At 44.4% G+C, this 25,198-nt stretch carries 23 protein-coding genes; 14 read left to right on the top strand and 9 right to left on the bottom strand.

All coding sequences use genetic code 11. From position 1 onward, the window contains the following. Nucleotides 1-201: 201 nt before the first annotated feature. The 3 genes from QZW47_RS24000 to QZW47_RS23990 all read right to left on the bottom strand — a co-directional run bounded on the left by QZW47_RS24000 (nt 202) and on the right by QZW47_RS23990 (nt 3,437). Nucleotides 202-1,098, bottom strand: a complete 897-nt coding sequence (locus tag QZW47_RS24000) for a Uma2 family endonuclease (protein WP_293132624.1) — start codon at nt 1,096-1,098, stop codon at nt 202-204. Nucleotides 1,099-1,120: 22 nt separating this feature from the next. Next, nucleotides 1,121-1,750: a hypothetical protein gene (locus QZW47_RS23995; protein WP_293132621.1), complete on the bottom strand. Its 630-nt coding sequence runs from the start codon at nt 1,748-1,750 to the stop codon at nt 1,121-1,123. A gap of 172 nt (nt 1,751-1,922) precedes the next feature. Continuing rightward, nucleotides 1,923-3,437, bottom strand: a complete 1,515-nt coding sequence (locus tag QZW47_RS23990; protein WP_293132618.1) for a phospholipid carrier-dependent glycosyltransferase — start codon at nt 3,435-3,437, stop codon at nt 1,923-1,925. Between the two features lie 159 nt (nt 3,438-3,596). Between QZW47_RS23990 and QZW47_RS23985 the strand changes: the two genes are divergently transcribed. Together QZW47_RS23985 and QZW47_RS23980 are read left to right on the top strand one after the other, a co-directional pair. Next, nucleotides 3,597-3,755 carry a hypothetical protein gene (locus QZW47_RS23985; protein ID WP_293132615.1) on the top strand — a complete coding sequence of 53 codons (159 nt, stop codon included), beginning with the start codon at nt 3,597-3,599 and terminating at the stop codon, nt 3,753-3,755. A 54-nt stretch (nt 3,756-3,809) separates the two neighbouring features. Next, nucleotides 3,810-4,010, top strand: a complete 201-nt coding sequence (locus QZW47_RS23980; protein ID WP_293132729.1) for a tetratricopeptide repeat protein — start codon at nt 3,810-3,812, stop codon at nt 4,008-4,010. 102 nt (nt 4,011-4,112) lie between these two features. Here QZW47_RS23980 and acsF read toward each other — a convergent pair whose 3' ends face one another. Then, a complete protein-coding gene (acsF, locus tag QZW47_RS23975; protein WP_293132613.1) occupies nt 4,113-5,186 on the bottom strand; it encodes a magnesium-protoporphyrin IX monomethyl ester (oxidative) cyclase in 1,074 nt (357 codons plus the stop codon). A gap of 701 nt (nt 5,187-5,887) precedes the next feature. Here acsF and QZW47_RS23970 point away from each other — a divergent pair. Together QZW47_RS23970 and rpmF are read left to right on the top strand one after the other, a co-directional pair. After that, on the top strand, nt 5,888-6,364 hold the full coding sequence (locus QZW47_RS23970) for a TM2 domain-containing protein (protein WP_293132611.1): 477 nt from the start codon (nt 5,888-5,890) through the stop codon (nt 6,362-6,364). Between the two features lie 756 nt (nt 6,365-7,120). Next, nucleotides 7,121-7,294: a 50S ribosomal protein L32 gene (rpmF, locus tag QZW47_RS23965; RefSeq protein ID WP_293132726.1), complete on the top strand. Its 174-nt coding sequence runs from the start codon at nt 7,121-7,123 to the stop codon at nt 7,292-7,294. 154 nt (nt 7,295-7,448) lie between these two features. Here rpmF and queA read toward each other — a convergent pair whose 3' ends face one another. Beyond that, on the bottom strand, nt 7,449-8,579 hold the full coding sequence (queA, locus tag QZW47_RS23960) for a tRNA preQ1(34) S-adenosylmethionine ribosyltransferase-isomerase QueA (protein WP_293132608.1): 1,131 nt from the start codon (nt 8,577-8,579) through the stop codon (nt 7,449-7,451). A gap of 145 nt (nt 8,580-8,724) precedes the next feature. Between queA and QZW47_RS23955 the strand changes: the two genes are divergently transcribed. Then, a complete protein-coding gene (locus QZW47_RS23955) occupies nt 8,725-9,114 on the top strand; it encodes a hypothetical protein (RefSeq protein ID WP_293132605.1) in 390 nt (129 codons plus the stop codon). A gap of 197 nt (nt 9,115-9,311) precedes the next feature. Here QZW47_RS23955 and QZW47_RS23950 read toward each other — a convergent pair whose 3' ends face one another. Further along, nucleotides 9,312-9,881, bottom strand: a complete 570-nt coding sequence (locus QZW47_RS23950; RefSeq protein ID WP_293132602.1) for a YraN family protein — start codon at nt 9,879-9,881, stop codon at nt 9,312-9,314. A gap of 14 nt (nt 9,882-9,895) precedes the next feature. Between QZW47_RS23950 and QZW47_RS23945 the strand changes: the two genes are divergently transcribed. Next, nucleotides 9,896-10,408, top strand: coding sequence for a pentapeptide repeat-containing protein (locus tag QZW47_RS23945; RefSeq protein ID WP_293132599.1), 513 nt, complete (start codon nt 9,896-9,898; stop codon nt 10,406-10,408). A 369-nt stretch (nt 10,409-10,777) separates the two neighbouring features. Here QZW47_RS23945 and dnaG read toward each other — a convergent pair whose 3' ends face one another. Next, nucleotides 10,778-12,778, bottom strand: coding sequence for a DNA primase (gene dnaG / locus QZW47_RS23940; RefSeq protein ID WP_293132596.1), 2,001 nt, complete (start codon nt 12,776-12,778; stop codon nt 10,778-10,780). A gap of 332 nt (nt 12,779-13,110) precedes the next feature. On the opposite strand from dnaG, the gene QZW47_RS23935 reads away from it, so the two are divergent. The 3 genes from QZW47_RS23935 to QZW47_RS23925 all read left to right on the top strand — a co-directional run bounded on the left by QZW47_RS23935 (nt 13,111) and on the right by QZW47_RS23925 (nt 17,440). Beyond that, a complete protein-coding gene (locus QZW47_RS23935; protein ID WP_293132593.1) occupies nt 13,111-14,046 on the top strand; it encodes an NAD-dependent epimerase/dehydratase family protein in 936 nt (311 codons plus the stop codon). A 173-nt stretch (nt 14,047-14,219) separates the two neighbouring features. After that, nucleotides 14,220-15,134 carry an Rpn family recombination-promoting nuclease/putative transposase gene (locus QZW47_RS23930; protein ID WP_293132590.1) on the top strand — a complete coding sequence of 305 codons (915 nt, stop codon included), beginning with the start codon at nt 14,220-14,222 and terminating at the stop codon, nt 15,132-15,134. A 212-nt stretch (nt 15,135-15,346) separates the two neighbouring features. After that, nucleotides 15,347-17,440, top strand: a complete 2,094-nt coding sequence (locus tag QZW47_RS23925; RefSeq protein WP_293132587.1) for a tetratricopeptide repeat protein — start codon at nt 15,347-15,349, stop codon at nt 17,438-17,440. A 717-nt stretch (nt 17,441-18,157) separates the two neighbouring features. On the opposite strand, the gene QZW47_RS23920 is transcribed toward QZW47_RS23925, so the two are convergent. Beyond that, nucleotides 18,158-18,895 (bottom strand): hypothetical protein, encoded by a 738-nt coding sequence (locus QZW47_RS23920; RefSeq protein ID WP_293132584.1) that lies wholly within the window; start codon nt 18,893-18,895, stop codon nt 18,158-18,160. Continuing rightward, nucleotides 18,892-19,218, bottom strand: coding sequence for an MgPME-cyclase complex family protein (locus QZW47_RS23915; RefSeq protein WP_293132581.1), 327 nt, complete (start codon nt 19,216-19,218; stop codon nt 18,892-18,894). The genes QZW47_RS23920 and QZW47_RS23915 overlap by 4 nt, the downstream gene beginning before the upstream one ends. A gap of 310 nt (nt 19,219-19,528) precedes the next feature. On the opposite strand from QZW47_RS23915, the gene cas10 reads away from it, so the two are divergent. Genes cas10 through QZW47_RS23890 form a run of 5 tightly spaced genes read left to right on the top strand, consistent with a single transcriptional unit; the run spans nt 19,529 to nt 25,135 of the window. Continuing rightward, nucleotides 19,529-21,898, top strand: a complete 2,370-nt coding sequence (gene cas10, locus QZW47_RS23910) for a type III-B CRISPR-associated protein Cas10/Cmr2 (RefSeq protein ID WP_293132578.1) — start codon at nt 19,529-19,531, stop codon at nt 21,896-21,898. Then, a complete protein-coding gene (locus QZW47_RS23905; protein WP_293132575.1) occupies nt 21,895-22,620 on the top strand; it encodes an RAMP superfamily CRISPR-associated protein in 726 nt (241 codons plus the stop codon). The genes cas10 and QZW47_RS23905 overlap by 4 nt, the downstream gene beginning before the upstream one ends. Further along, nucleotides 22,607-23,875, top strand: a complete 1,269-nt coding sequence (gene csx10 / locus QZW47_RS23900) for a CRISPR-associated RAMP protein Csx10 (protein WP_293132572.1) — start codon at nt 22,607-22,609, stop codon at nt 23,873-23,875. The genes QZW47_RS23905 and csx10 overlap by 14 nt, the downstream gene beginning before the upstream one ends. 20 nt (nt 23,876-23,895) lie before the next feature. Further along, nucleotides 23,896-24,420 carry a hypothetical protein gene (locus tag QZW47_RS23895; protein WP_293132569.1) on the top strand — a complete coding sequence of 175 codons (525 nt, stop codon included), beginning with the start codon at nt 23,896-23,898 and terminating at the stop codon, nt 24,418-24,420. A 52-nt stretch (nt 24,421-24,472) separates the two neighbouring features. Continuing rightward, complete coding sequence (locus tag QZW47_RS23890; protein WP_293132566.1) at nt 24,473-25,135, top strand: putative CRISPR-associated protein; 663 nt, start codon at nt 24,473-24,475, stop codon at nt 25,133-25,135. The last annotated feature ends 63 nt before the right edge of the window (nt 25,136-25,198 follow it).

Genomic DNA, 25,198 nt, shown 5'->3' with positions numbered 1-25,198 from the left:
CTCGTAAAAAACCAGGTTTCTCACCTCATCCTTTATTTCTTATTTGCCAATACAGTGCCATGTTGCAAAAATAGTTAGGAACGGGCAAGATGCCCGTTCCACAAAGATATTTTTTTATGTGGAACGGGCATCTTGCCCGTTCCCAAAGTTGATCAAAAAGACTTTTGCAAGAGGTCTAGCTCCCTCCCAACAAGGCTTTTATCACAATTGAGGTTCAATTCCGGCCGATCGCAACTGAGCGCGCAATTGCTCTAATTCTTGTTGAGTGCGATCGGCTCGTTGCCGTTCCTGTTCAGCTATTTGCCTTTCTTGTTCAGCTATTTGCCTTTCTTGTTCGGCTATTTGCTGTTGTTGTTCAGCTCGTTGCCTTTCCTGTTCAGCTATTTGCCTTTCTTGTTCAGCTATTTGCTGTTGTTGTTGGGCTCTTTCAAATCCAGTCAACAGCAAATTACCTTCATTATCCCACCAACGCAGCCAAGGTAAATCAACATTTTGATACATTCCTTGCCAAATTCCCAATTCCACTCCTAACGCTGGAATTGGATAATGACCGCGATCGTTCGCAGCCATTAATTCATACCTATTTTCTATCAAGTGATAAACTTCAACACTCGCCTTGGTTACTTCATAAATCCCGTAAAAAGCTGGACGGATCGCATTTTCATAAACCCAGAATTTACCAGGCTTAGTTTCCTGTTTACCCGATCGCAACAAAGGCGTTCTGTCCCGTTCCTCTGAACCATTTCCCGATACAAATTCCAACACAATTAACGGTGCTACAAATTCTTGCCACATCACATAGGAACGGCGCAATTGACCGTCAAGACTTGGCGGGACATTGGGAACGTAAAACCAATCTGGTGCTTCTGAACCCTTTTCTAGCGGCTCTGTCAATCGCCAGTAAATGCCGCTATCTTGACCGATACAGTAATTACCATCTGGATGAATACTTTGGAAGACAGGATTAATGGAATCGGTTAACAGAATGCTTTGGGGATGTTCTTGAAAGTTTTTCACAAAAGTGCCGTCTGATTCTGGTAGCTGAGTGTGGTCTGGTAAAGTTTTGGGATAGTTTTCTAGATCCAGGCTGAATTGCATATTTTTATTTGGGTGACAGGTTTTAATGAAGAATATCTTTAAGTTTTCCCTCAAACTCCTCTTGACTTATTTTACCATTGATCAAGTCATCATTGAGGGATTTAATCGAATTTTCTGCTACTTGATTCTGAGATGCGATCGCCCCAATATTCGTCTTAAACAAAGTTGCTCCTTCCGGTTGAGCATCATCAAATACTTGCTTCAGTTGCGCTGCATCCATTTGACGCCCGCTAGCATAATAAAGATGCGTCGCCTGTCCCACCCTCCAAGTCAGCGCAAACAGCGATGATGCCAGCGCAAAACCGCCCACAAACGGCACAAACAAACCCAAACCATACATCGATACCCAAGCCATAAACGCGACCCAAAACGAACCCAAACCCCCGAACAGATTGCCTCCGATAGCCAGCGCATCTTGACCCTTGGGATAGCCCCATCTTCCCCCAATATCCCGCATCATTTTTAACAGCAACACGCTTGCAGCTAGAAGCGTCACCGTCATAGTTCCCGGCAGGGGGTTGAGTCCCATAATTGCCGATCCAATGGCATAATCTATAATCAAGTCCCGGATTTGTTTGTTGATTTCAACAAGATTGGGTGCGCGGGCGATCGCCTCCATTTCCGCAGAAGTTTTTGGGGAGTTTTTAGACATAAGATTTCTATTATGACTGACACGCGGGTGGTGAGAAACCGGGTTTTTTACGACAATCCTTCGTTGCACCCGCAGATTGGTAAAAACCCGGTTTCTTTAGCTTGATGCGTAAGTCCAGTTTACACAAATAAACCGGGTTTCTAGAGCGTGTACAATTTTTGTATATTCTAACCTAAACCCAAGACGGCAGCCACATCCTAATTTTCCATTCCATTTGCGACAAAGGCAGTCCCAAATACAGAGGCATCCAGAAAATAAAAGCACCCAAAACTAGAAAAATAATTGTTACTCCCATGCCTCGGAGGCGAGTTTGAGGGCTGTGCAGCCACCTGTCAGTCCACCAAGCAAGCGCTAAGGCTGCAAACACAGAACAGCCCATATAATGGTACAAAAATACGCAGCGAGTCACCTTCACCCAAGGCAGCAAATTAGCCACCCAGTTAACTATTAAATACAGCGCCAGCCACATTTCGGCAGTTGGCGGAAACAAAATCGGTCGCTGCTGTTCGATCGCCTCAACAGAAGTCTCGCTGCGCGTTTGCTGCCACACTAAAACCCGGTGAACTAAAACTCCTATTACTAGCAGTAAAGCTAAGGTTGACAGCCACCAAAGAAAAGGATTACCCATCGCGTGCACGTCAAAAATTACCGGATTCACACCGCTGGGTAAAGCTGGCAAAACAGGATCTGGTTGGGCATTACTGCTAACAGTTTTGTAGAAGTAAACTATTGGGCGCAGCATCAAAGGCCAACTATACCACGCCGAACAGTAAGGATGCACGTTAGGGCCGCTTTTAATCCGCTGGTGATAAGTCAAAATTTCCGTTTGCATCTGCCAAAAGTTGGGAGTCGGATTGAGATGCAGGTGAGGAATCCAGGAGATGCTGTAAACTAAAATAGGAATCACAGCTAGACTCAATCCAACTTCTATAAAATTGAGTTGAGTCAGTTTTTGTACTGGACTTTCTGGCGGTAGAAGAGCCGCATTTACTTCGGCATTCTGTTCTCGCTCTCCTTGGTTTCCTTGGAAAAAACGCACCACCCACGCGCAAATTAAAATTAGATATGTACCGAAGAGAAACCACAGCCCGTTCCATTTAATGGCAGCAGAAGCACCGAAACCTATCCCGGCTAGCACCAACCACAGCCAGCGCTTTTTGCCTTTTGCTTCTACGGATTTCAGAATAAATAACTGTCCTAATATTCCGAACAAAACCAGATAAATATTGTTCAGTGCATAGCGAGATTCAACTAAAAATAAACCGTCACAGGCGATAAAGAAAGCAGCCAAAAAAGCAAAGGTACGGCGCCGAAGTAGCTGATAAGCCAGGGCTCCGACAACTAGCGGAATAAAGGAGCCTGTGAGGGCATTCAGCCAGCGGTAATCCCAAGGGGAGAGCATGGAGCCTGCCAGACTGTTGACTGCGGTTTTGCCGAAGGGGAGGTGAGTGCCGATCGCAATCCCGATCGCAATTATGTACTGACTCAGGGGCGGGTGAGCGTTGAAAAAAGGTGTTTTCGTGAGATAATCGTTGGCAAACTTCGCGTAATAAACCTCGTCAAATACAAAAGCGTTAAATCGCTCCAGTTCCCAAAAGCGCAGCAGAAATGACATCAGGAAAACGCCGAGCATTCCCAGGGCAAAAATCACAGTTGATTTGTTGAATAGTTTTTTGTTGAGTCTCATAAAACAGCAGAAAATATAGATGGCAGATGGCAGAGCGATCTCTAAGATTAAAATACTAATTTGACAATAGCGTAAGCGGCACGCAGCGGGAAAGCACACGCGAGCAAGATCCGATCGACTATGATAGCGCTTAACAAGGTGTTGTTTAAGTGGGTGTTTATGAATCTCATGCTTTGGGTTTGGGGGCGCTGGAGCTTAGCGATCGGTGCTAGCATTCTGCTAAGTCCACCTGTCATGGCTGCACCCACTGTGATTAAAAGTCAAGCCGGATCGCAGCAACAGGGAAACCCAGAAGCCGTGGCGGCTGAAAGGGCCTAGGATCGAGCAGAGCAACTTTCTAAGCAAGGCACAGTAGAATCGAAGAGACAAGCGATCGCCAAATGGGAAGAATCATTAAAACTATATCGAGAAGCGGGCGATCGCTCCTCAGAAGCTGTCACCCTCAACAATATCGGTTTAGTCTACTCAGATTTGGGAGAAAAACAGAAATCCCTAGAGTATTTCAGCCAGTCGCTATTCATAACTCTTGGCCGCACACGGCAATGCCGTTTCCCTACAGATGAAATTCTCTAATTTGTATGTAGCAATATTTTTCATAATTGGTATAACATCATAGCAAAAAAAAGCGGTTCCGCTTCCGCAGAACCGCCGTAACAGAGGATGAAAAATCAAAAATTAACGCACTGCACCTTCAACAGAAGGCGATTCGATCGTCTTCATGAAATACAGTTTCACCAACTGCCAACCGTTGGACACATACAGAGGCAATTTTTGGAACAATTGCAAAATTTTCGGAGTTTCAGAAGCTACAATTGCGGTCAATTGCTGATTGTTTTTGAGGCAAATATCCAGCCGTTCATAGAATTCTGGATTGTTCACGTCTAGCATGACGGGGAAGACGCGGCCTGCGGTTTCGTTGGTCTTTTTGATTACTTCAATGTCGTATTCCCGAGCATCGAGTCCGAGCGATCGATAAAAACCACCGCGCTGGATATCATTGAGATACATCGTGGCGAATACCGACAGCAAGAAGAAGCGGCACCACAGCTTAGCGCGCCAGTCATTCAACATCTGAGGCTGAGCTCTCATCACCGCATCAAAGAAATCTCCGTGGCGGTTTTCATCCTGGCACCAATTTTCAAAGAAGCGGAAAATCGGATAAATCTGATCTTCAGGATGCGCTTTCAAGTGCTGATAAATTGTGATGTAGCGCCAATAACCGATTTTTTCGGATAAGTAAGTGGCGTAGAAAATAAACTTCGGCTTGAAGAATGTGTAACTACGGCTCTTTGTCAAGAAACCCAAATCCAAGGACAAACCAAAGTCCGACAGCGCTTTGTTGAGGAATCCGGCGTGCCGCGCTTCGTCGCGAGACATCAGCAAGAAACCTTCGGCGAGTACCGGATTTTTGTCCTTGAGCTTGCGGGCCAATTCTTTGTAGAGCAAGAAGCCGGAAAACTCAGCGGTGCAAGAGCGTTCGAGGAATTCAATAAACAATTTGCGCTTTTCGCCGTCGATGTGTTCCCAAGATTGATCGAACTCGGCATCTCGCACAAAGTGGGTTTTGTTGTAGTCAACGCGGAACTCTTTGATAATTGCTTCGAGTTCGGCTTCGTTTACCGAGATGTCCATTTTGGCCATCTCGTCAAAATCTGTTGTGTAAAATCTCGGTGTGAGAATAGTTTCTTTGGCTGGGGTTTTCGCTTCTTGCTGTTCGGCAAAAGCGGGTTTTTTGAGGGAATCTACCATATGTTTATTAGATTTTTTGCTTTTGACACTCCCCTGCCTAAAGGCAAGGGGATTCTTAAAACCTTTCGGCCGTAATATCCTGAGCAATCAGGTTTCTGGGCGCAATCCTTTTGCCAAAAATGGCGGGCTGCTATCCTAGTCTTACAACTAGCTCCTCAGACGTATACTTTCCCCCAGTCCGGGGGTAGGTTTTAATGTCTTGTACTGACAAAATTAATGAAAAAACTAATTTTAGCCTGCCCTGGTTAATTGTGTCAAAGCAAACTAAAGTCTGCCATTCCCTTTCATCCTTGGGCTGAAGCCACAGGGTTTTCAGGGAGCTTTCTTATAACAACTTGCTTGTTTCGGGTGTCGGGCGGGTGAGGTCGATCGCCCTTGTATCTCCGGCCAGCACCGGTAGCCCGAACCGCGTAGAATCCAGCTCAAAGCTGCTGTAATTTCCACGCCCTCTAGTTTACCAAGCTCTTGGCCCCAAAAATATGTCGCTGGCGTTAAGAATTGCTACGCACAATTACTTACGGGCATGGGCATGGGCCAAACAGGGCATGAGCCAAACAGGGCATGGGGAATTGTAAATAACCAATAACTTCCGACAATGCACAAATATCTGCTGCTGTCAAACTGTTCAAACACCAGATAGAAAGTACAAAATGTATAAAGGGACTCCAATTCTTAGAATAACCAGGCAGGACGGGCATAAAATGAGCAATTTAGGTGTTAGTTACCTTTTATGGGCAGCTTGTTTTTTCGGCCCATTCGGACTCCACCGCCTCTACAACGGCAAGATTGGCACAGGTTTGCTGTGGCTGTGTACCTTTGGGTTGTTTGGGTTCGGGCAATTGTTTGACTTGCTGCTGCTGCCGCAGATGGTGGACGAACACAATGCCACTCTCAGGGGCAAACTCGGCGTATCTCCCCAAGGTATACCGCTATCTTCTACCAACGGGGCGATCGCCTCGACATACCAGAAGCAAACCGCGGAACAGTTAGGGATTAAACTCCTGAAGGCAGCTTATACCAAGAACGGCAGATTATCTGTCACTCAAGGCGTGATGGCTACCGGTGCTACTTTTGCCCAAGTGGAAGAGGCTTTCACCGCAATGCTCAAAACCGGTTATGTCAGCATCGAGAATGACCCTGTTACTGGCATTGTAATGTACTACTTTCACGAACTATAAGCAGGAGAGGGGGAGATGGGAAGATTGGGTGGATTTAACTGTAGGGTGCGTCAGTCTGGGGATTTGGCGTGTGGTTCGAGAGGCTAACTGCTGACGCACCCTACGATACTACGATACGACGAATATGGGGATTTAACTGTAGGGTGCGTCAGCCTGGAGATTTGCTGTGTGGTTCGAGAGGCTAGCTGCTGACGCACCCTACTGCTACGGGGATTTAACTGTAGGGTGCGTCAGCCTGGAGATTTGGCGTGTGGTTCGAGAGGCTAGCTGCTGACGCACCCTACTACTGGGGATTTAACTGTAGGGTGCGTCAGCCTGGAGATTTGCTGTGTGGTTCGAGAGGCTAGCTGCTGACGCACCCTACTGCTACGGGGATTTAATTGTAGGGTGCGTCAGTCTGCTACGGGGATTTAATTGTAGGGTGCGTCAGTCTGGAGATTTGCTGTGTGGTTCGAGAGGCTAGCTGCTGACGCACCCTACTGCTACGGGGATTTAACTGTAGGGTGCGTCAGCCTGGAGATTTGGCGTGTGGTTCGAGAGGCTAGCTGCTGACGCACCCTACTGCTACGGGGATTTAACTGTAGGGTGCGTCAGCCTGGAGATTTGCTGTGTGGTTCGAGAGGCTAGCTGCTGACGCACCCTACTGCTACTGCGGGATATTGCTTGGCTAACACTTATCGGAGAGTCGATCGAGCCAGCGAGGCAAAATCGGCTAGAATGTTTGTTTGTCTATACAACCAGAAAGTATTTAGCGTCATGGCAGTCCCTAAAAAGAAAACCTCCAAATCCAGAAAGAATATGCGTAAAGCCACATGGAAGCGCAAAGCTGTAGTGGCAGCTCAGAAAGCTCTGTCTCTGGGCAAATCAGTTCTGACTGGCCGCTCCAACAGCTTCGTGTATCCCGGCAATGAGGAAGAGGAGGAAGAATAAAGCAATTAAAAATTAACAATTGGCATTTCTGATATTTTGCACCATTCTCGCTTAACAGGCTTTCCGGGCTGTTGGCCAACACATATATTTTCTTGTGGGGTGGCCATTTCGGGCCGCCCTAAAGGAAAGGTTGAGAATGGTGTCAGATATTCACTTAATCTTTTTTTGCCTCCGGTAAAATCAGCATGGCATCGCCAAAAGAATAAAAACGGTACTGATGCTCCATCGCCTCTTGGTAAAGTTCCAACAGCCGAGGCCTTCCAACCATCGCGCTTAACATCATCATCAAAGTAGAGCGCGGTAAATGAAAATTGGTAATCATCCCGTCCACAACCCGCCACTTGTAACCTGGATAAATAAACAAATTTGTCTGGCCGCAAAAAGGCTGCAAGGAAAAATCGCCACTCGCCGCAGCCGCTCCCTCTAAAGCTCGTACTGCTGTTGTACCCACAGCAAAGATCCGCCCGCCTCTAGCTTGAGTTTCGCGGATTTTCTCGACGGTGGTAGCGGATACTTCCACCCATTCGTTGTGCATTTGGTGAGTTGTCACGTCTGCTACTTCCACGGGGCGAAACGTTCCTACCCCGACATGGAGGGTGACAAAAGTTTTATCAATTCCCCGCTCATCCAAGCGGCTGAACAATTCTTCGGTGAAGTGCAAGCCTGCTGTAGGGGCAGCCACCGCCCCAGGTTTTTCTGCATAAACAGTCTGGTACTGTTCCGGTGCAGCCTGGGACTTATCGATGTAGGGCGGCAGAGGTACGTGGCCGTATTCATCCAAAAACTTCGCCAGAGTCGCATCTGTGGGGATGTCAAATTCTAACAGCCGTCCTCCTGTTGACTCGTCCCTAGCAATTACTGTCGCAGTCAACCGACGATCGACTGCCACAGCATCGGGAAGGCAACAGCAAGGGCCTTCTGCCGATTCATCACAGGAGGCGGGTTCAAACTCTATTTTGGCTCCCAACTTTAAGCGTTTCCCCGGTTTGACCAAAGCCAGCCAGCAGTTGTGCTGCCTTTCTTCCATCAACAATATCTCCACAGCCGGGCCGTTGGGCTTGTGCCCGTAGAGCCTCGCCGGCAGAACACGGGTGTTGTTGAGTACCAGCAAGTCTCCGGGTTCAAGCAAATCCGGCAAATCCTGGAAAATCCGGTGTTGCTGGCTGCTGGGAGAGTCTACCACCAGCAAGCGAGAACTGTCCCTCGGCACTACGGGATTTTGGGCAATGCGATCGGGCGGAAGTTCGTAGTCATAACCGTCCAAAGACCAGTCAATCTCTGTCATCGGGTGAATTCCTGTCAAAAATCTGTCAACTGGGTAACAAATTGGGTAAAAACCCCCATCCCAAGTCGGGTGCTTTTCCCCTTGTGGTTGCCGGTATAGCCCGCGACGATAGAGGTGTAGCATCAGCTTTGCTCGAAGGATAGTTATGGAATACCTCTACTACATCGCCAATACTAGCCTCACTCTGAGAGTCGTGGATTTCCTACGCACGGCTAGTCATCTTCCATTGCAATTTATCACTGTTATTCACCAAATAGACGGCTGGGTGGTGAAGGTGAAAATGAGCCAATATTTGACTCCAGAAATGCACGGGGATTTTCGGGCTTTTATGAACGAACTCGGAATTCCTTACGATGCTGAAATTCGCTTGCAGATGGCACTTTGGAGTTTGGAAACCGGACAGTCGCCACTGAGCGTGATGCGCCGCTACCAAGTCGCCGTGGTTTGTCACGGAAGCCCCGATCGCAAGGAAATTGAAGCGTTTCGCCAGCAGTTTGTCAAGGGTCTGGGATATTGCCCGGAAACTCTCGCCTAGACTGCGGAGCATATAAATTGCCTGCGATGATCGCAGAGTCCGAGCGGGAGAAGGCAAGAGAGGCAGAGGATTTAACGCTTTTTCCACGCCCGTTACAGATGAAGAAACCAATGGGCCAAAGTCAAGGCAAGTTAACAATTAAAAATTACCAAGTGGCATTGCTTTTTAATTTTAGCCTGTAATTTTTCATTTGACTTCTAATCGCTAAAAGCCGATCGAATGTATGCTTGCAGGGTGAGCAGGTAATTTCCGGCAAGGGCGGATTGAGAGTTAGGGCCCGTTAGGGGTGGTATGATGTGCTTAGTGTTTTGCCCAGAGGGTTCGCACCTGACGAGGGCGACATCAAAGCGACAAGAATTATTTGCTAAATCTGGACGAGTGCTTAAAAATATTTCGGCGGTTTGCCAAAGTTTGGCTTGTTTTGTGGCACTAACAGCCAGCATTCCGCCAGCATCCCAATTTCCCCGACGGCGAGTTTTGACCTCTACAAAAGCTAATATCGGGAATTGGTGATTGGAAATGCCTGGGTTTTTTTGGCTTGCTTCATCTCTTCCGAGGGCGATGATGTCAATCTCTCCCCAGCGACAGCGGTACTGACGGTGCAGGATTTCCCAGCCTTGCTGCTCTAACCACTCGGCGACTAAGTTTTCTCCCAACGTGCCCAAATCCCGAGAGTTTGTGGATTGCGGAGAATTAGAGCCGGCATCCGTCAGCGAAGAGGATCGCTTTCTGGTAGAATTCAATTTTGAACTGTCATCGCTGCCCATTAGCTTTAATTTGTATGACTTCTGGAATTCGCCAACATATTTATACTTTCTTGCTCAGCTTTGTTATTTTAGCAATAATTGCGGCTGGGGCGATCGGTATCAATCCCGCACCTGCTTTCGCCTTGGATCACGACAAAGAAATTTTAGTGGGCGCTGATTTTACTGGACAAGTTTTGACTGACGACAGTTTTAATAAAGCTAATCTTCGCAACAGCAATTTTACCAAGGCAGATTTGCGGGGCGTCAGCTTTTTTGCCGCCAATATGGAAGAAGCAAATTTAGAAGGTGCAAATTTTACTGGTGCGACTTTGGATTTGGCTCGCATGATGAGAGCAAATTTAACTAATGCTATCCTTGAGGGTGCTTTTGCTTACAATACCAGACTCGAAGGAGCGGTGATTGATGGTGCTGATTTTACTGAGACACTGCTGCGAGACGATATGATCGAAAAGCTTTGTAAGGTTGCCAAAGGTACTAATCCGGTGACTGGTAGGGAGACTCGCGAAACTCTGTTTTGCGATTATTAAAACGTTGGTGAAAAGAAGGACTGAAGTCCTCACTACGAACCTAGCTTGTACCTTGTAGGGTGTGTCGCCCTCGAAAATTCCTGAATATAATCGCTCATCTCATGGCGACGCACCCGCTCCCATTTATAATAGTATTTGTAGGGTGTGTCGCCCTCAAAAATCCCTGAAGGTAATCGATAATCTCATGGCGACGCACCTTATACCATTTACAAAAAGCTTTGTTACAGAACAAATGTTGTTTTCTCCACCCCATGTGTCAGGTGCGTGGCTACGAACGAAAGAAGGACTGAAGTCCTCACTACGAACCTGTTTAAGGACTGAATTCCTCACTACGAACCTGGTTTGTAGTCAGGACTTTAGTCCTTCTTCTTAAGCCCAGGGTATGGAGGTTAAATCGTAAAAATTAACTTGACGCAACCTCTCTAATTCCTCTATCCATTCTTGTTCGGCGCAGAGTTGTTGGTAATATTCAATTGCTGCATCGGTTTTTTTCCACATATCGAGGGCAATTCTACGCCGCTTAATACTGAGAATTTGCTCGATACAGGCGATCGCCGATCGAATGACTAAAGGCGCGCGATAAACATTTTTTTCTGAAAACTCGTTTAAGTGAAATAAATGCGATATTTGATTGAGTTGAGTTGGATACTCAATGAAACTATCTTGCAATTTCAATATTAACTCAGTCGGCGCTATTTGTAAAGACATTTTGTGCAATAATTCTGCATTCAAAATCAGGTGCCACAAAAATCTGTGGTGAGAAAGGCTAAACTGTACGTCTCTAGCTTCTATGGCTTCTCTGACTTCTTGCCGATATTCGGGACAGTGCAAGTAAATCTGCAATAATTGCGCTTCTGCTTCTTCTAACAAACTCCGGGCTGCTACTGAAAATCCTGTTTTTGAGTTTTTAGTGGCGCTGCTGGTACGCTGTTTTTTATATTGTTTGCTAGGCTTGAGTTTGTTTCTGATTAACAGTGGCATTGTCAAAGTTTCGTCTTGATTCAGCCGCTGTCCCCAATCGCTGACTACTTGATTGAGTAAGTTTTCGGCTATCATCTTGGTAAGGCGAAAATCTCCTTTGCTAAGAATTTCGGCGCACTTTTGCAAATAATGCGATAACTGATTGTCGTCACTAATATTGGTTAGTAAGTTAATGATTTTCTTGGTGATTTGCTGGGAAGTATCTGCTTGCTTTAAATCTTGATTGATGAGCATTTGTTGCAGTTGCCAGTCTAGCCATAATGGAGCGTTTTCGAGCAATTCTCGATATTGTTCTGGAGAGTAGGTTTTGAGATATTCGTCGGCATCTTTGCCGTCGGGAATGTTGAGTACCCGCAGTTGTACTTCTCCTTGATAGGCGAGTTGTTCTATTTCTCCGATCGCTCTTTCTGCTGCTTTCGTGCCTGCTTTGTCGGCATCGAAGTTGAGGATAATTTGTTTGGAATCAGTATACCGCAATAACTGCCGCACTTGGTTTAAACTCAGGGCTGTGCCGAGGGAGGCGACGACGTTGGAGATGCCGGCTGCTTGAAGTGCGATCGCGTCAAAGTACCCCTCTACGACGATCGCGCGATCGGCTTTGCTAATTGCTGTTTTGGCTGTATCTAAGCCATATAAAGTCTTGCCTTTGTCGAATAGTTCTGTTTCGGGAGAGTTCAGATATTTGGGTTGTTCGTCGCCGAGAGCTCGCCCGCCGAAACCGATGACTCTACCTTGGGTATCGCGAATGGGAATCATGATCCGATTGCGGAAGCGATCGTAATAACCACTTCCGCCTGATTTGCGCGGTACAATTAATCCTGCTTGTTCTACTAATTGCGCCGGATAGTTTTTTTGTTCTACTAAATAACTGTAAAGTGCTTCCCAACCTTGGGGTGCATAACCTAGTTGAAATTTTTGGATAGTTTCTTCGCCCAGGTGGCGATCGGATTTGAGATATGCTAAGGGTTCTTCTCCTTGGCTTTGTCGCAGGGCGTGTTCGTAAAATTTGGCTGTTAGTGCTGAGATTTCATAGAGTTGTTCGCGCAGTGAAATTTGCCTTTGCAATTCTTGTCGGTGCTCGGGTTCGACGGTTTTGACGGGGACTTGATAATTTTTAGCTAGTTCTAATACTACTTCGCTGAAAGAGCGTTTATCCAATTCCATGATGAATTTAAAGGCATTTCCGCCTGCACCGCAGCCGAAACAATAGTACATTTGTTTGGATTGGTTGACGGTAAAGCTGGGAGATTTTTCATCGTGAAAAGGACACAATCCGACGTATTCTTTGCCGCGTTTTTTCAATATTACTCGACCGGAAATAACGTCTACTATGTCTGCTCTTTGTTTGACTTCTTCGATGGTTTCTGGGTGCAGCCGGGGAACTTGCATAGGGTTATTTTAGGGGATTAAAATTATGTTTATTTTGAGCGATCGCACTATTTGAGTTTTCCGGGACGTAGAAAACGGGTTTTTTACGAAAATACACAGGTTGCCGCCAGGATATTCGGCTTAAAAACCGGTTTCTTTCTTTGGTGTTGATGCGAGCGCGAACTGTTAGTAAAGCAAGATAAGCTGTTCTGTGTTTAAATTGTATATTCGGGACGGGCTAGAAGCCCATCCCACAAGAATTTGATTTATGATTGACGCGCAATTTAAATGCAGAATAGCTTACTCGCTTTATTGTAAGATATTTAGACTAACTGTAAGGAGCATCGGCAATAATGCGAATTTTAATGATGGGCGGTACTCGGTTTATTGGGGTTTATCTTACTAAGATTTTAGCAGCACAAGGGCATGAGGTGGTGTTGTTTAACCGGGGCAATAAGCCTGTGCCGGTTTCGGGTGTGACACAGATTTTGGGCGATCGCACAAATGTCGAACAATTACAAGAAAAATTATCTGCGGTCGAGTTTGATGCGGTTTTTGATAACAACGGTCGGGAATTGAGCGATACGAAGCCTTTAGCTGAGATATTTAAGGGGCGGGTGCAGCACTTTGTTTATATGAGTTCTGCGGGGGTTTATTTGAAATCTGACCAAATGCCTCATATCGAAGGAGACGCTACCGATCCCAAAAGCCGACATTTGGGTAAGTGCGACACTGAGAAATATTTAGCTGAGTCCGGTTTGCCTTGGACTTCGATTCGCCCGACTTACATTTACGGGCCCCAAAATTATAACGATTTGGAGGCTTGGTTTTTCGATCGCATTGCGCGCGATCGCCCGATTCCGATTCCGGGTAACGGGATGCACTTCACGCAGTTGGGGCACTGTCAGGATTTGGCGATGGCGATGGCGGCGGTTTTGGGTAACTCTAGGGCGATCGGGCAAATTTACAACGTTTCGGGCGATCGATTTGTCACCTTTGACGGTTTAGCGCGCGCCTGCATTCAAGCAGCAGGCAAATCACCCGATGCTATTAAGATTGTACACTACGATCCGAAACAATTTGACTTCGGCAAAAAGAAAGCTTTCCCGATGCGATTGCAGCACTTTTTCGCATCAGTTAATAAAGCTGTCACCGAGCTTAATTGGAAGCCGGAATTTGACTTAGTTTCGGGATTGAAAGATTCATTTCAGAATGATTATGTAGTTTCGGGAAGGGACAAAGCGGAGATAGATTTTTCTGTTGACGATGAGATTTTGAAAGCCGTTTAAAGTAAAATAGGACTTACTCACGCTCACATCAGAAACCCGGTTTCTTCGTAGATTTATCGCTATTGTTGGCACAAATCATAGAAACCGGGTTTCTAGCCCATGCGTCTAAACCATGTTAAATCAAAGTAAAGTGTACAATCCGCACCATACGCATATTAAGGGAGAAAAATAACATGAGATTCATCAATCCCAAAATTGACTTCGCCTTCAAAAGAATATTTGGATCGAATCAAAATACAGATATTCTGATTAGTTTCTTAAATGCTCTGCTTTATGACGGGGAAACCATAATTGAAAGTTTGGAAATCATCGATCCTTCTCTAGTCCCTCCGATAGTCGGACTTAAAAACAGCTATTTAGATGTCAAAGCCAGACTCAATGACGGCACATTTGTAATTATCGAAATGCAAGTGTTGAACGTGCAGGCATTTAGCAAGCGGGTTTTGTACAATGCTGCCAAAACCTATGCACTGCAATTAACAATGGGAGAACTTTACCGACAATTGCGGCCTGTGATTGCTTTGACTATCACAGATTTTAAAATGTTTGATGACTCGGAAGATGTGATTTCGCATTTTGTTTTTAAAGAAAGAACTCGCCTATCGGATTATCCCGATAATCAAATGGAGTTAGTATTCGTAGAGTTGCCGAAATTTCATAAAAAATTGGAGGATTTAGAAACAATTGCAGACAAGTGGATTTACTTTATTAAAACCACTGGTACTTTGAATGAAGTGCCTCAAACAATGGCTACAGTTCCGCAAATTCAGAGAGCTTTTGAAATTGCAAATCAAGTTAGTTTGACACGAGAAGAATTTGATACCTTGCAAGAGCAAGAGTTTTTAGTTCAAGATCAGGAGGGATCTGCGGCTTTAAGCAAAGAAGAAGGTAGGGAAGAAGGTAGGCAACAAGGACAAATAAACACTATTATGCGTTTGCTAAATCGCCGTTTTGGTCAAATAAATCCCGATGTTCAAACCCAAATTGCCGAATTGTCGATCGACAAATTGAATGATTTAACAGAAGCCCTGTTAGATTTTTCAAACGCCGAAGATTTGACAGCCTGGTTGCAAGCTAATTCTCCATAAACTGACTACTGTTTTTTGACTGACAACTGTCAGGGAAAAGATGATTAGATGACCATTTTACCACTTGTCGGCAGAATCTACTGGTATTGTGACAGACTTTCTGCTACAAGGGCGATCGCAAATTAGTTAAACTAAATCAGATACAAAACCTCTCCCCAACCCCTGTTTGACTCCGAAAGGGGAGAAAAACTCGGAAATATCAGGTAAACTTCATGCTTGGAATCACACTCGGCACTCGTTACAGCATTATCCGTCACTTGGGAGGCGGCGGATTTGCTCAAACTTATTTAGCTGAAGATAAGCAGCTACCAGGTAATCACCTTTGCGTCGTCAAGCAGCTTAAGCCTCAAGCAACCGATCCCGAAACTCTACGGGTAGCAAGACGTTTGTTTGATACGGAAGCACAAGTTTTGTATAAGTTGGGAAATCACGATCGCATTCCGCAACTTTTTGCTTACTTTGAAGAAAATCAAGAGTTTTATCTCGTTCAAGAATTTATCGAAGGCCACGATTTAAGTGAAGAAATCCCTCAATTTCCTGCGGGAAGTCCCGGGGGAATGAAAGAAGATGAAGTCATTGCTATTTTGCAGGAACTTCTAGAAATTTTAGATTTTGTACACCAGCAAAATGTGATTCACCGCGATGTGAATCCCCGCAATATTCTGCGCCGAGATCGAGATGGTAAGTTGGTGTTAATTGACTTCGGCGCAGTCAAGGAAATTACTACTCAAATCACCAATCCTCAGCCCAAGAATAGCTTAAGCGTGAGTATCGGTACGCCCGGTTATATGCCCAGCGAACAATCTCATGGTAATCCGAAACTCAGCAGCGATATTTATGCCGCAGGTGCGATCGCAATTCAGTTTCTAACGGGCATCAATCCTCATCAAATGCCGAAAAATCCTGATACAGAAGAAATAATTTGGCAGGATAAAGCATCGGTGAGTCCTGAATTTGCCAAGATTTTAGATAAGATGGTAAAGTACGATTTTCGGCAGCGTTATTCGAGTGCAGGCGAAACGCTGGAAGCTATTAAAGAATTGAAAAAATATTTTAGTGGTACTATTCCGGTATTACCTCCAGTTGTTGCTGTGAAGAAGCCGCAAAAACCACGAAAAAAACTATATTTTAAAATATTAGCGATCGCGAGTTTTATTGGCATTACTATTATAGCATCAATTTATGGTGTAAATACTTTTAATTCTGCTAATGCAACTGACTTGCATAATCGAGGTATTACTCTTTACAATTTAAGCCGATTTGAAGAAGCTCTAGCCGCCTACAATCGAGCCATAACTCTCCGTCCTGAATACGCGGAAGTTTGGCAGGAAAAAGCTAAAACTTTATATGAGTTAAAAAAATATAAGGAGTCACAGTTAGCCTATGATAAAGCAATAGAATTACAGCCGGAATATTTGGAGGCTTGGGCGGGACGCGGTTATGCTTTGGACAAGTTGCAACAGTCAAAAGAGGCGATCGCATCTTTTGACAACGCTTTAAAAATCCAACCCGACTATGCCGCAGCGTGGCAAGGTAGAGGCGATACTTTGTTAGACTCGCAGCGGTACGAAGAGGCGATCGCATCCTACGAAAAAGCCGTCCAATTTCAGCCTGATTTGTACCGTGCTTGGTACAATCGAGGACAAGCTTATCAAAAGTTAAAACAGTACGATCGAGCGGTAGAATCCTATCAAAAAGCAGTTGAGATTAAATTTGACAATTCTGATGCTTGGTACAACTTAGGTAATGTTTACTTAGAGTTGAACAAAAATCAAGAAGCTTTTGAGGCTTACGAAAAAGCGGTGCGATTTCAGCCAAATTTTTATCAAGCCTGGTACAGTAAAGGCATCGCTTTGCTGAAAATGCGCCGCCATGAAGAAGCGGTACAAGCTTACGAACAAGCTGTTAAATTAAAACCGGATTATCATCAAGCATGGTATAATTTAGGTTGGTCGTACCACGAATTACGCAAGTACGAAGCAGCTATTGAGTGTTATAGGAAAGCCTTAGATTTAAATCCGAAACAATCTCAAGGCTGGTACAATAGAGGCAATGCTCAATACAATTTGAAACGGTACGAAGATGCGATCGCCTCTTACAACGAAGCCGTCTATGTGAAACCCGACTACCCGGAGGCGTGGTATAGCCTCGGTAACGCCCTGGTAGCGGTAAAAAGATTCGGAGATGCGATCGGCTCCTATGATAAAGCAATCCGCTACAAACCGGATTACGGAGCCGCAATCGAAGCAAAAAAACGGGCCGAAAGTCAGCCGGGAATTAGCCCACAGCCTCCCCAAAAACCATAAATTGTTAATTAGGAAAACCGGGCGAATGGAATTCGCGTCTATACAAACAAAACCCGCCGACACGGGTTAAAAAAACCCGGCGAATGGAATTCGCGTCGATACAAACAAAACCCGCCTCCGCGGGTTAAAAAAACCCGGCGAATGGAATTCGCGTCGATACAAACAAAACCCGCCTCCGCGGGTTGAAAAACCCCGGCGAATGGAATTCGCGTCGATACAAACAAAACCCGCCTCCGCGGGTTGAAAAACCCCGGCGAATGGAATTCGCGTCGATACAAACAAAACCCGGCGGTTGAAACCGCGTCTACACAAACACTCACGCGCCTCCGCGGGTTGAAAAAACCCGGCGGTTGAAACCGCGTCTACACAAACAAAACCCGCCTCCGCGGGTTGAAAAAACCCGGCGGTTGAAACCGCGTCTACACAAACAAAACCCGCCTTCGCGGGTTGAAAAAACCCGGCGGTTGAAACCGCGTCTATACAAACAAAACCCGCCTCCGCGGGTTGTTGAAAAAACCCGGCGGTTGAAACCGCGTCTACACAAACAAAACCCGCCTCCGCGGGTTGAAAAAACCCGGCGGTTGAAACCGCGTCTACACAAACAAAACCCGCCTCCGCGGGTTGAAGAATTGATTGTAAAAATTACGTTATTTTCTTAAGTCCGCGGAGGCGGACATCGTTTGTATAGACGCGGTTTCAACCGCCGTCTTATCTCTTTTACCTAACAGCAGGAGTAATTACCGTAACCCGGCGGCTGTCTACCAACATCGGCCAAAAACCTCGATCGCTTAATGCTTTTACGGCCGCAGTAGCAGCATTTTGATCCGTTGTATAAGCAACGAATAAAAAGGGACGTTGGCCGTAGGAAGCTAAGCCTACTTGCGTACCCAATGCTTGCTTAACTTGGCCGGCTAATTCCGGTTGATTGAAGTAATCTACCAACACGGCGTAACCGGGGCCGAGGGCTTGCGGATTGAACCCACTATTCCCAGTCTGGCGATTGGCGATTGCTTCTGAACCTGCTGCTGGCTGGGGGTTGTAGACTGGCAAGTTTTGCGGAAGTGCTGCTGCGGGCGATCGAACTACGTAAGCTTGCAGTCCGACAACATCTTTGATGTATTTCACCCAATCGGTAGCAATTTGCGAGTTACGAAACCCACCAACCCGCGTCACCGTGTCGTTAATGTACCGACAAACTGTATTGTCAGTATTTCCGGGGAAAGAGCGTTTTGCTCTTTCTTGCTGTTCCGGCGTTTTGGTAACAATTAACAGTAAATACTCGTCTGACTGTGGCGGTTCGCAACTTGATTCAGCTTTAACAGAACTCGATAAAACTGTCAAGACTAAAAGGGCGATCGAAGTAGCAGAAAATAAGGGAAAACGAACTAAAAGTTTGTTTAAATTCCCCCTTAAAATTCCCTGCTTTGCTGTAGATTTTTGTGCTAGTTTGTTCATGCTGGCTGTAGGGATGCGAGGGCATCGGGAATAGTTGCTGATGGTGCTTGGAATTCACCTGTCAGCACATATTCTAATCGTAGTTTTAACCAAGTAATAAACACAGGATCGGTAGAAACAATGGCGGCGGCTGGCTGAGGGCATTTTGCTTTAATTTCTGCCATAGTCGGTGATTCTAAAAAAGCAGGCTGTTTGACTAACCAGAAGTCAATCTGTTTTTCTTGTTCGTTGTAGTTACGAATTCTTTCTTTAAACACTTCATCAAGGGCTTCTTCTTCGAGTAAAAAGCGTTGGCTGGCTAAAACGTAGTAGTAGGTTTGCATTTTTTTCGATTGTTAGGGGTTAGTATCGCCTGTACGGGCGGTTTGCCGAGTTGCGGCAGTTGGAGAACCTTAGACTATTGTGCCGTTTACTTTACCTTATTTGTTGTCATTTTGGGTAGGTGCAGAGCAAGTTATGTGCGAAAAATGATTGGCTTGATAGGAGTTGGGGGATTTGGGAATTATTTTTCTGGCGGTTGATTTTGTCTGTAATTTAGGTAAAAATAGAAAGTTAGATGGAATTGCACGTTAAATAATTGCCAGTTATTAAGACAATTTTGGGCTGTCATACCGGATTGGGAGTGGTTTGCATATGGACAGTATTGCGATCGGTATTGCTTGGTGTGTCGCTTGGGGCGATCGACGCGAACCTCAATTTGCGATCGATGTGTTGCAGGAAATGCGACGGGCGTTGGCTTCTGGGGAGGAAGTGCCGGCTCAGGTGAGGGAAATTGTCGATCGGGTTCGGGAACTTCTGGCTATTCCAGAGAAGATTTCCAGAGAAGAGTTTCCGCAAACAATAACTGATTTGCAAAATAAATACCCGAATTTGTGGAATCAGCCGGGGAAAATTGGTTTAGTGTACGGCGGTGTCACCAAGGTTAAGCAATATGTATTTGAAGATGCCAAACTGCCAGATATTCGCGGTGCATCTGCACTTCTAGATCGCATCAACTTACTTGACTTACCTGCTTTTTTTGATAAACGTCCTGAATCTCCAAGTGATAAAATTCAGTCTTTAGAAGTAAGAAAATGGCTGGGTAAAAACTTTGGCGGACAACCTAAGCTTTCAGAAGCTTTGATTCCTGAGATGATTGTCTATTCCACTGGTGGGAATATCTTAGCTTTTTGCCCAGCAGCTTTTGTAAATGAGTTAAGTGATGCCATTGAAAAACGCTATTCTTTTGTAACCCTAACTGCTAATTCCTGTGCGGTTGGAGATAAGTTTAATCTTTTAGAAATTCGATTTGGTTTGTTACGAGACTCGATAGAACAAACTTTCTGGCTAGATAAATACCGCCAAACATATAATGATGCCGTAGTTGAGGCTTATTTTGGCAAGCTGGATCGAGAGTCAAACGAACCTGTCCAGGTATCTCATGTGGAAGAGGCGTTTATTAATCGCAAGAGTTTTAATGAATTAACTACTAAATTGGCCGTGATGTTTAATCAGCGGCGCAGTGGCAATGACTTTGAAAATCGCCCCAGCCGCCGCTATCCGCCGATGCTGGAAACGCACCCTTATTTGCAAAGAGATGAGTCGGATCGGCGATCGGCTATCACTCGCGCTACCGACAATCCCGACAATCGCAGTGAAAAAGGTCTTCCGGGGAGTCCTTGGTTTTCGGAGGTTTCTGCACGAAAACGCAAAGCGGGCGATCGGGCTAAGAATGGAATAATGAAAGAAACTCATTGGTATACAAACGAAGAATGGGCTGCTGATGTCATTGAAGGTTGGGTTGACAAGTTTGAAGATTTCTTAAAAAAGCATCCCGGAAAACTTCAAAAATACTGCGGCAATCGCGAGATTAAAACAGTGGAAGTGGCTCAATCTTTAACTCAGCTTGGTAGTATGAGTAATGGCTTTGTAGCCTACATCTATGCCGATGGCAATAACATGGGTGGCTACATTCAAAAAATTACCACTCCCCAAGAATATCAAAATTTTAGCGAAGATGTTGACAATGCTACTAAATATGCTGTTTTTCAAGCCTTAGCCGAACATCTTCATCCCCGCCAAGTCAAAGAAAATAACAAGTCAGAATCGACTCTTCCAGATGGTGCTTGGATTCATCCCTTTGAGATTATTACGATTGGTGGTGATGACATTATCTTGATTGTGCCGGCCGATCGGGCATTAGCGATCGCCAAAACCATCGGCGAACAGTTTGAACAAATCTTGCTCAAACAAGTTGAAATCTCCGGCGTCAACATCAAAGGTAACTATCAAGCCAATCTGCAAGAAAAGCCGATCGATCTAAGTAAGTGTCACCGCTACTTAAGTCCAGATTTGGAAAAACAACCAAAACCTAGCAATTGTCAATTAAGTACATCGATCGGCGTGTTAATTGCCGACTATAAAACTCCGATTTACTATGCCAAAAAACTTTACGAACAATTGCTCAAATCAGCCAAAAAACGTGCTAAAGAGTTAAAAAAACACGGATACTGTGGAGGTACAGTTGATTTTTTGGTGATGAAATCTGTAACTGCAATTTCATCCAGCATCGAAGACTTCCGCAACGAAGCATTAACCAAAGACAGTTCTCCAAAACTTAAGTTGTACGCGGCACCTTACACTTTGTACGAAATTGGCGGATTGATTGAATCTGTCAAAGCGCTGAAAAAAGCTGAATTCCCCAAATCGCAACTCTACCAAATTCGCAGTTTCCTAGAACAAGGAAAACAAACAACAATCCTCAACTACCGCTATTTCAGAACCAGACTCAAAGATGTTAACTCAAAACTACTTCAAGAAAAGTTTGAAGAAGCTTGGTGTAAACCCAAAAATCCAGAAAATAATGGTAATCTGGCTCCCTGGATGTCTGTGATAGAGGAAAACAAACTAACAGTATATGAAACCATTTGGCGAGAAATTGTAGACATTTACGATTTCATTGAGATTGAAGAAGATTCCCAATTAAGTTCAGAGATTTCGGTAGATGCGGAGGTTGAATTATGATTGTTCTCACGACTTTATCAAGGTCAATTGATAGTTACACAGTTACAGCAGTAATTGATACAGCTTTGTGTGTAGGTGCGGGCGGTTCCTCCGGTTCCCTTGCAGATAAGCCAATTGTCCGCAATGCAGAAGGAAACCTGCTAATTCCTGGTTCTCAAATCAAAGGTCGCCTCCGCCACGAATGCGAGAAAATTGCTAGAGGTTTGGGTTGGAAGATTTCCGAGTCTCCTAGTCCCGGAAACATGGTAATTCGCAGAGACAAAGAACCGAATATTTTTGGTCGCAGCGAATACGAAGTTTTAGGATATAATGAGACTTATCACTGTTTAATTAGTCAAATATTTGGCGATCCAGTTTTGCCATCGCGGGTAATCTTTGAAGATTTAATTTGTACGGAAGAACCAGAAAATTTAGCTGAGTTTATACGTCCGGGAGTGACAATAAATCGCCGCCGCGGCACCGCAGAAGAGAAAAAGCTTTACTTTTTAGAGACTTCTCCACCTAATGTTTCACTGAGATTTAAAGGTGAAATTCATCTGTTACCAAATTGTCCCAGTTACGCCAAACCTTTGATGTTGGCTGGTTTCAAACACATTCACGCATTAGGTGGAAGTAAATCGGCTGGTTTGGGATGGCTGAGTTGGGAAACTTTACCGAACTTTGAAGTTACTGATGCAGATTGGGATTGTTTAGCAAGGGGAGGGAAAAATGCAGCGAATTGAACTGGAAATTAAGGCTTTGTCTCCTTTGGCGATCGCCCGTCAGAAGCCGGGAGGTTCGATCGGCGAGGCTGTAGACTATATCCCCGGTACGGTGATTCGGGGTGCTGTGGCTGCTCAGATTTTGGATCTGTCAAATGGGCGATCGACCGATTTGACCAAAAATGGCGGCGATTTTCAAGCTTTATTCTTGAGTGAAAATCCCGCAATTTTTCAAAATGCTTATCCAGCACTGATAGTTGATGGCGATATAGTCTCTAAAGATACATTGGAAGAGTATGGAGTTTTACCTACAACAGCACTCAGTTCTAAAAATAAGCCTGGTTTCAAAGAGGAAGAGGACGATCCAGAAAAAAATGGCGTTTTTGACACTTTAATCGATCGCTTTTGTGCTGAAGGTTACGGATATCCCTACGATCCAAATTGCCCAAAAGACGGAGAGAGAGTCGATGCTACTGGAATTACTTTTTACTGTAAAGTCGATGATGAGTATCACAGTCTTAAGGTCAACAAACGCCTGCTAACGCGAGTTGGGATTAATCGTCGCAGGGCTACATCGGAGGAAGAAATACTTTACAGTTTGGAAGTTTTGAATGAATCTCAGGAAACCAAACAAAATCCTGTTTACTATCGAGGTGCGATTTTAGTCGAGGAGAATTTAGCAGAATCTCTACGGAATTTCATTCAGACTCGCAATCAAAATTTTCGGTTGGGCGGTTCGACTTCCAGAGGATTGGGGAAAGTGGAAATTCACACAAAAAATCCTGTTGATGCTAAGATAGATGTGAGCGATCGCATCGCTAAATTCAATAAAAAATTGAAAGAGCGTTGGGATAAATGGGGAGTTTTTGGTGATCCGATTAAAGAGTCACCAACAAGCCGAACTTATTTCACCTTAGACTTGCAATCCGATGCTATACTGACTGAAAACTGGCGACGTACAACTATAATATCCGAAAAGATGTTGCACCAGTTTGCAGAGGTTAAAGATAAAGATGAATCTTTGCGTTTGGAGGCGGCTTACAGCAGTTACGATTTTCTGTCTGGTTGGAATGCTGGCTGGGGCTTGATGAAAGATGTAGAGTTGATCACCAATAAAGGAGCGGTTTATTTGTTCAGTACAACTCAACCAGGGCTTTGGATTGAGAGATTGGGAGAGTTGGAAATGAGGGGATTGGGCGATCGAACTTGCGAAGGTTTTGGTCAAATACAAATTTGCAACGAATTTCACAATGTATTTAGAGAGGAGGCAGTGTAGATATGTTAGAGATTTTGGATATGTCCTTACAAGAACAATTAGAACTGAGAATAGAGCGAGAAATAAGCAATCAGATGGACACAATACTTGAAAAAGTAAACAGGATCGCTAAAAAATTCTCCATTGACAACAAAGATGAAAAATCTCCGTTCAAAAATGTTCTGGCAGTTGCTACTGATTCTAGTTCTTCCCTTGAAGTTATCAAAAACTATATTCGCTATCAGATAGGTCGCAAAGATTCTAGTCTTATCTGGAAAAGCCTCGTTGAAGAAGATATGTTTGCGATAGCTTTAGTTAAAGAACTTAACAAATTAAATGAAGATGTTACAAAAATCTTACAAAAACTGAGAAAAAATATACCTAAAAATAATCCTCTGGAATCTTATCTGACCGATACTCAGAATCGGGAGAGAATCGAAAGAAACATTCATCTCAAAATTGCACAGCTCTATCTAGGCTATCTAGCACGAGAGCATACAGCAATGGTAGGAGAGAAAAAAGAGAGAGAAAAAAGAGAGAAAAAAAGAGAGAAAACTAAAGTTTAATCCACTTAGAACAATCTCAACATTGATACCTTAAGAATTAGGAGAACAAGCTATGCCTCGTCAAATTCAACCTCGTTTAGTTATTTCAACTGTTGGTACAAGTTTACTTACCAATCAAATTAATAGTAAGAAAAAGTCTGAATCCGATTGGTCTTTTTGCTTGCAGGACAATGCTAATCTAACTGAACAAAAGATTAATCCTGGTTCTGAGATTGATAATATCATTCAAGACTTAAAGCTGAGGGCTGAAGATAAGCTCAACAAAGCTAATACAATCGAGATCAGAGAAACGAGTGCTGAACTGAATGGTATTTATGGCTTATATGACGATCAACTAGAAAAAGGTAGGCTAGATCATCATGTACTAATTACTACAGATACAGCACAGGGAAAAATCACAGCAAAGATTGTTGAAGAATTTTTAAGGGAGCGAAGAATTAGTGTTGAAGTGTACACCCCTGCAAAACTTTCAACAGCTAATACTCAAGATTTCAATCACGGAATTGACAATTTGCTGGACTGGATTCATAGACGAGTGAAGGAAGACAAGAAGGAAAAAAACTATGAAATATATTTCAATTTGGTAGGTGGGTTTAAAGCACTACAAGGATGTATGAATACATTTGGGATGTTTTATGCAGATAAAATAATCGTATCCCCTCAATATTTCGGGGAAACAGTTATTCAGGCATCCATGACAAACCAAAAGGATTGAGAACAGATTTTTCACGAATAATAGTTGCCAAAGAGGGAATATTCCCAACCTGAGAAATGCGGT

This window comes from Microcoleus sp. bin38.metabat.b11b12b14.051 (genome assembly GCF_013299165.1).
GTDB lineage: Bacteria > Cyanobacteriota > Cyanobacteriia > Cyanobacteriales > Microcoleaceae > Microcoleus.
The sequence above is the reverse complement of the archived record's forward strand: the minus strand, read 5'-3'. Positions and strand labels throughout refer to the sequence as shown.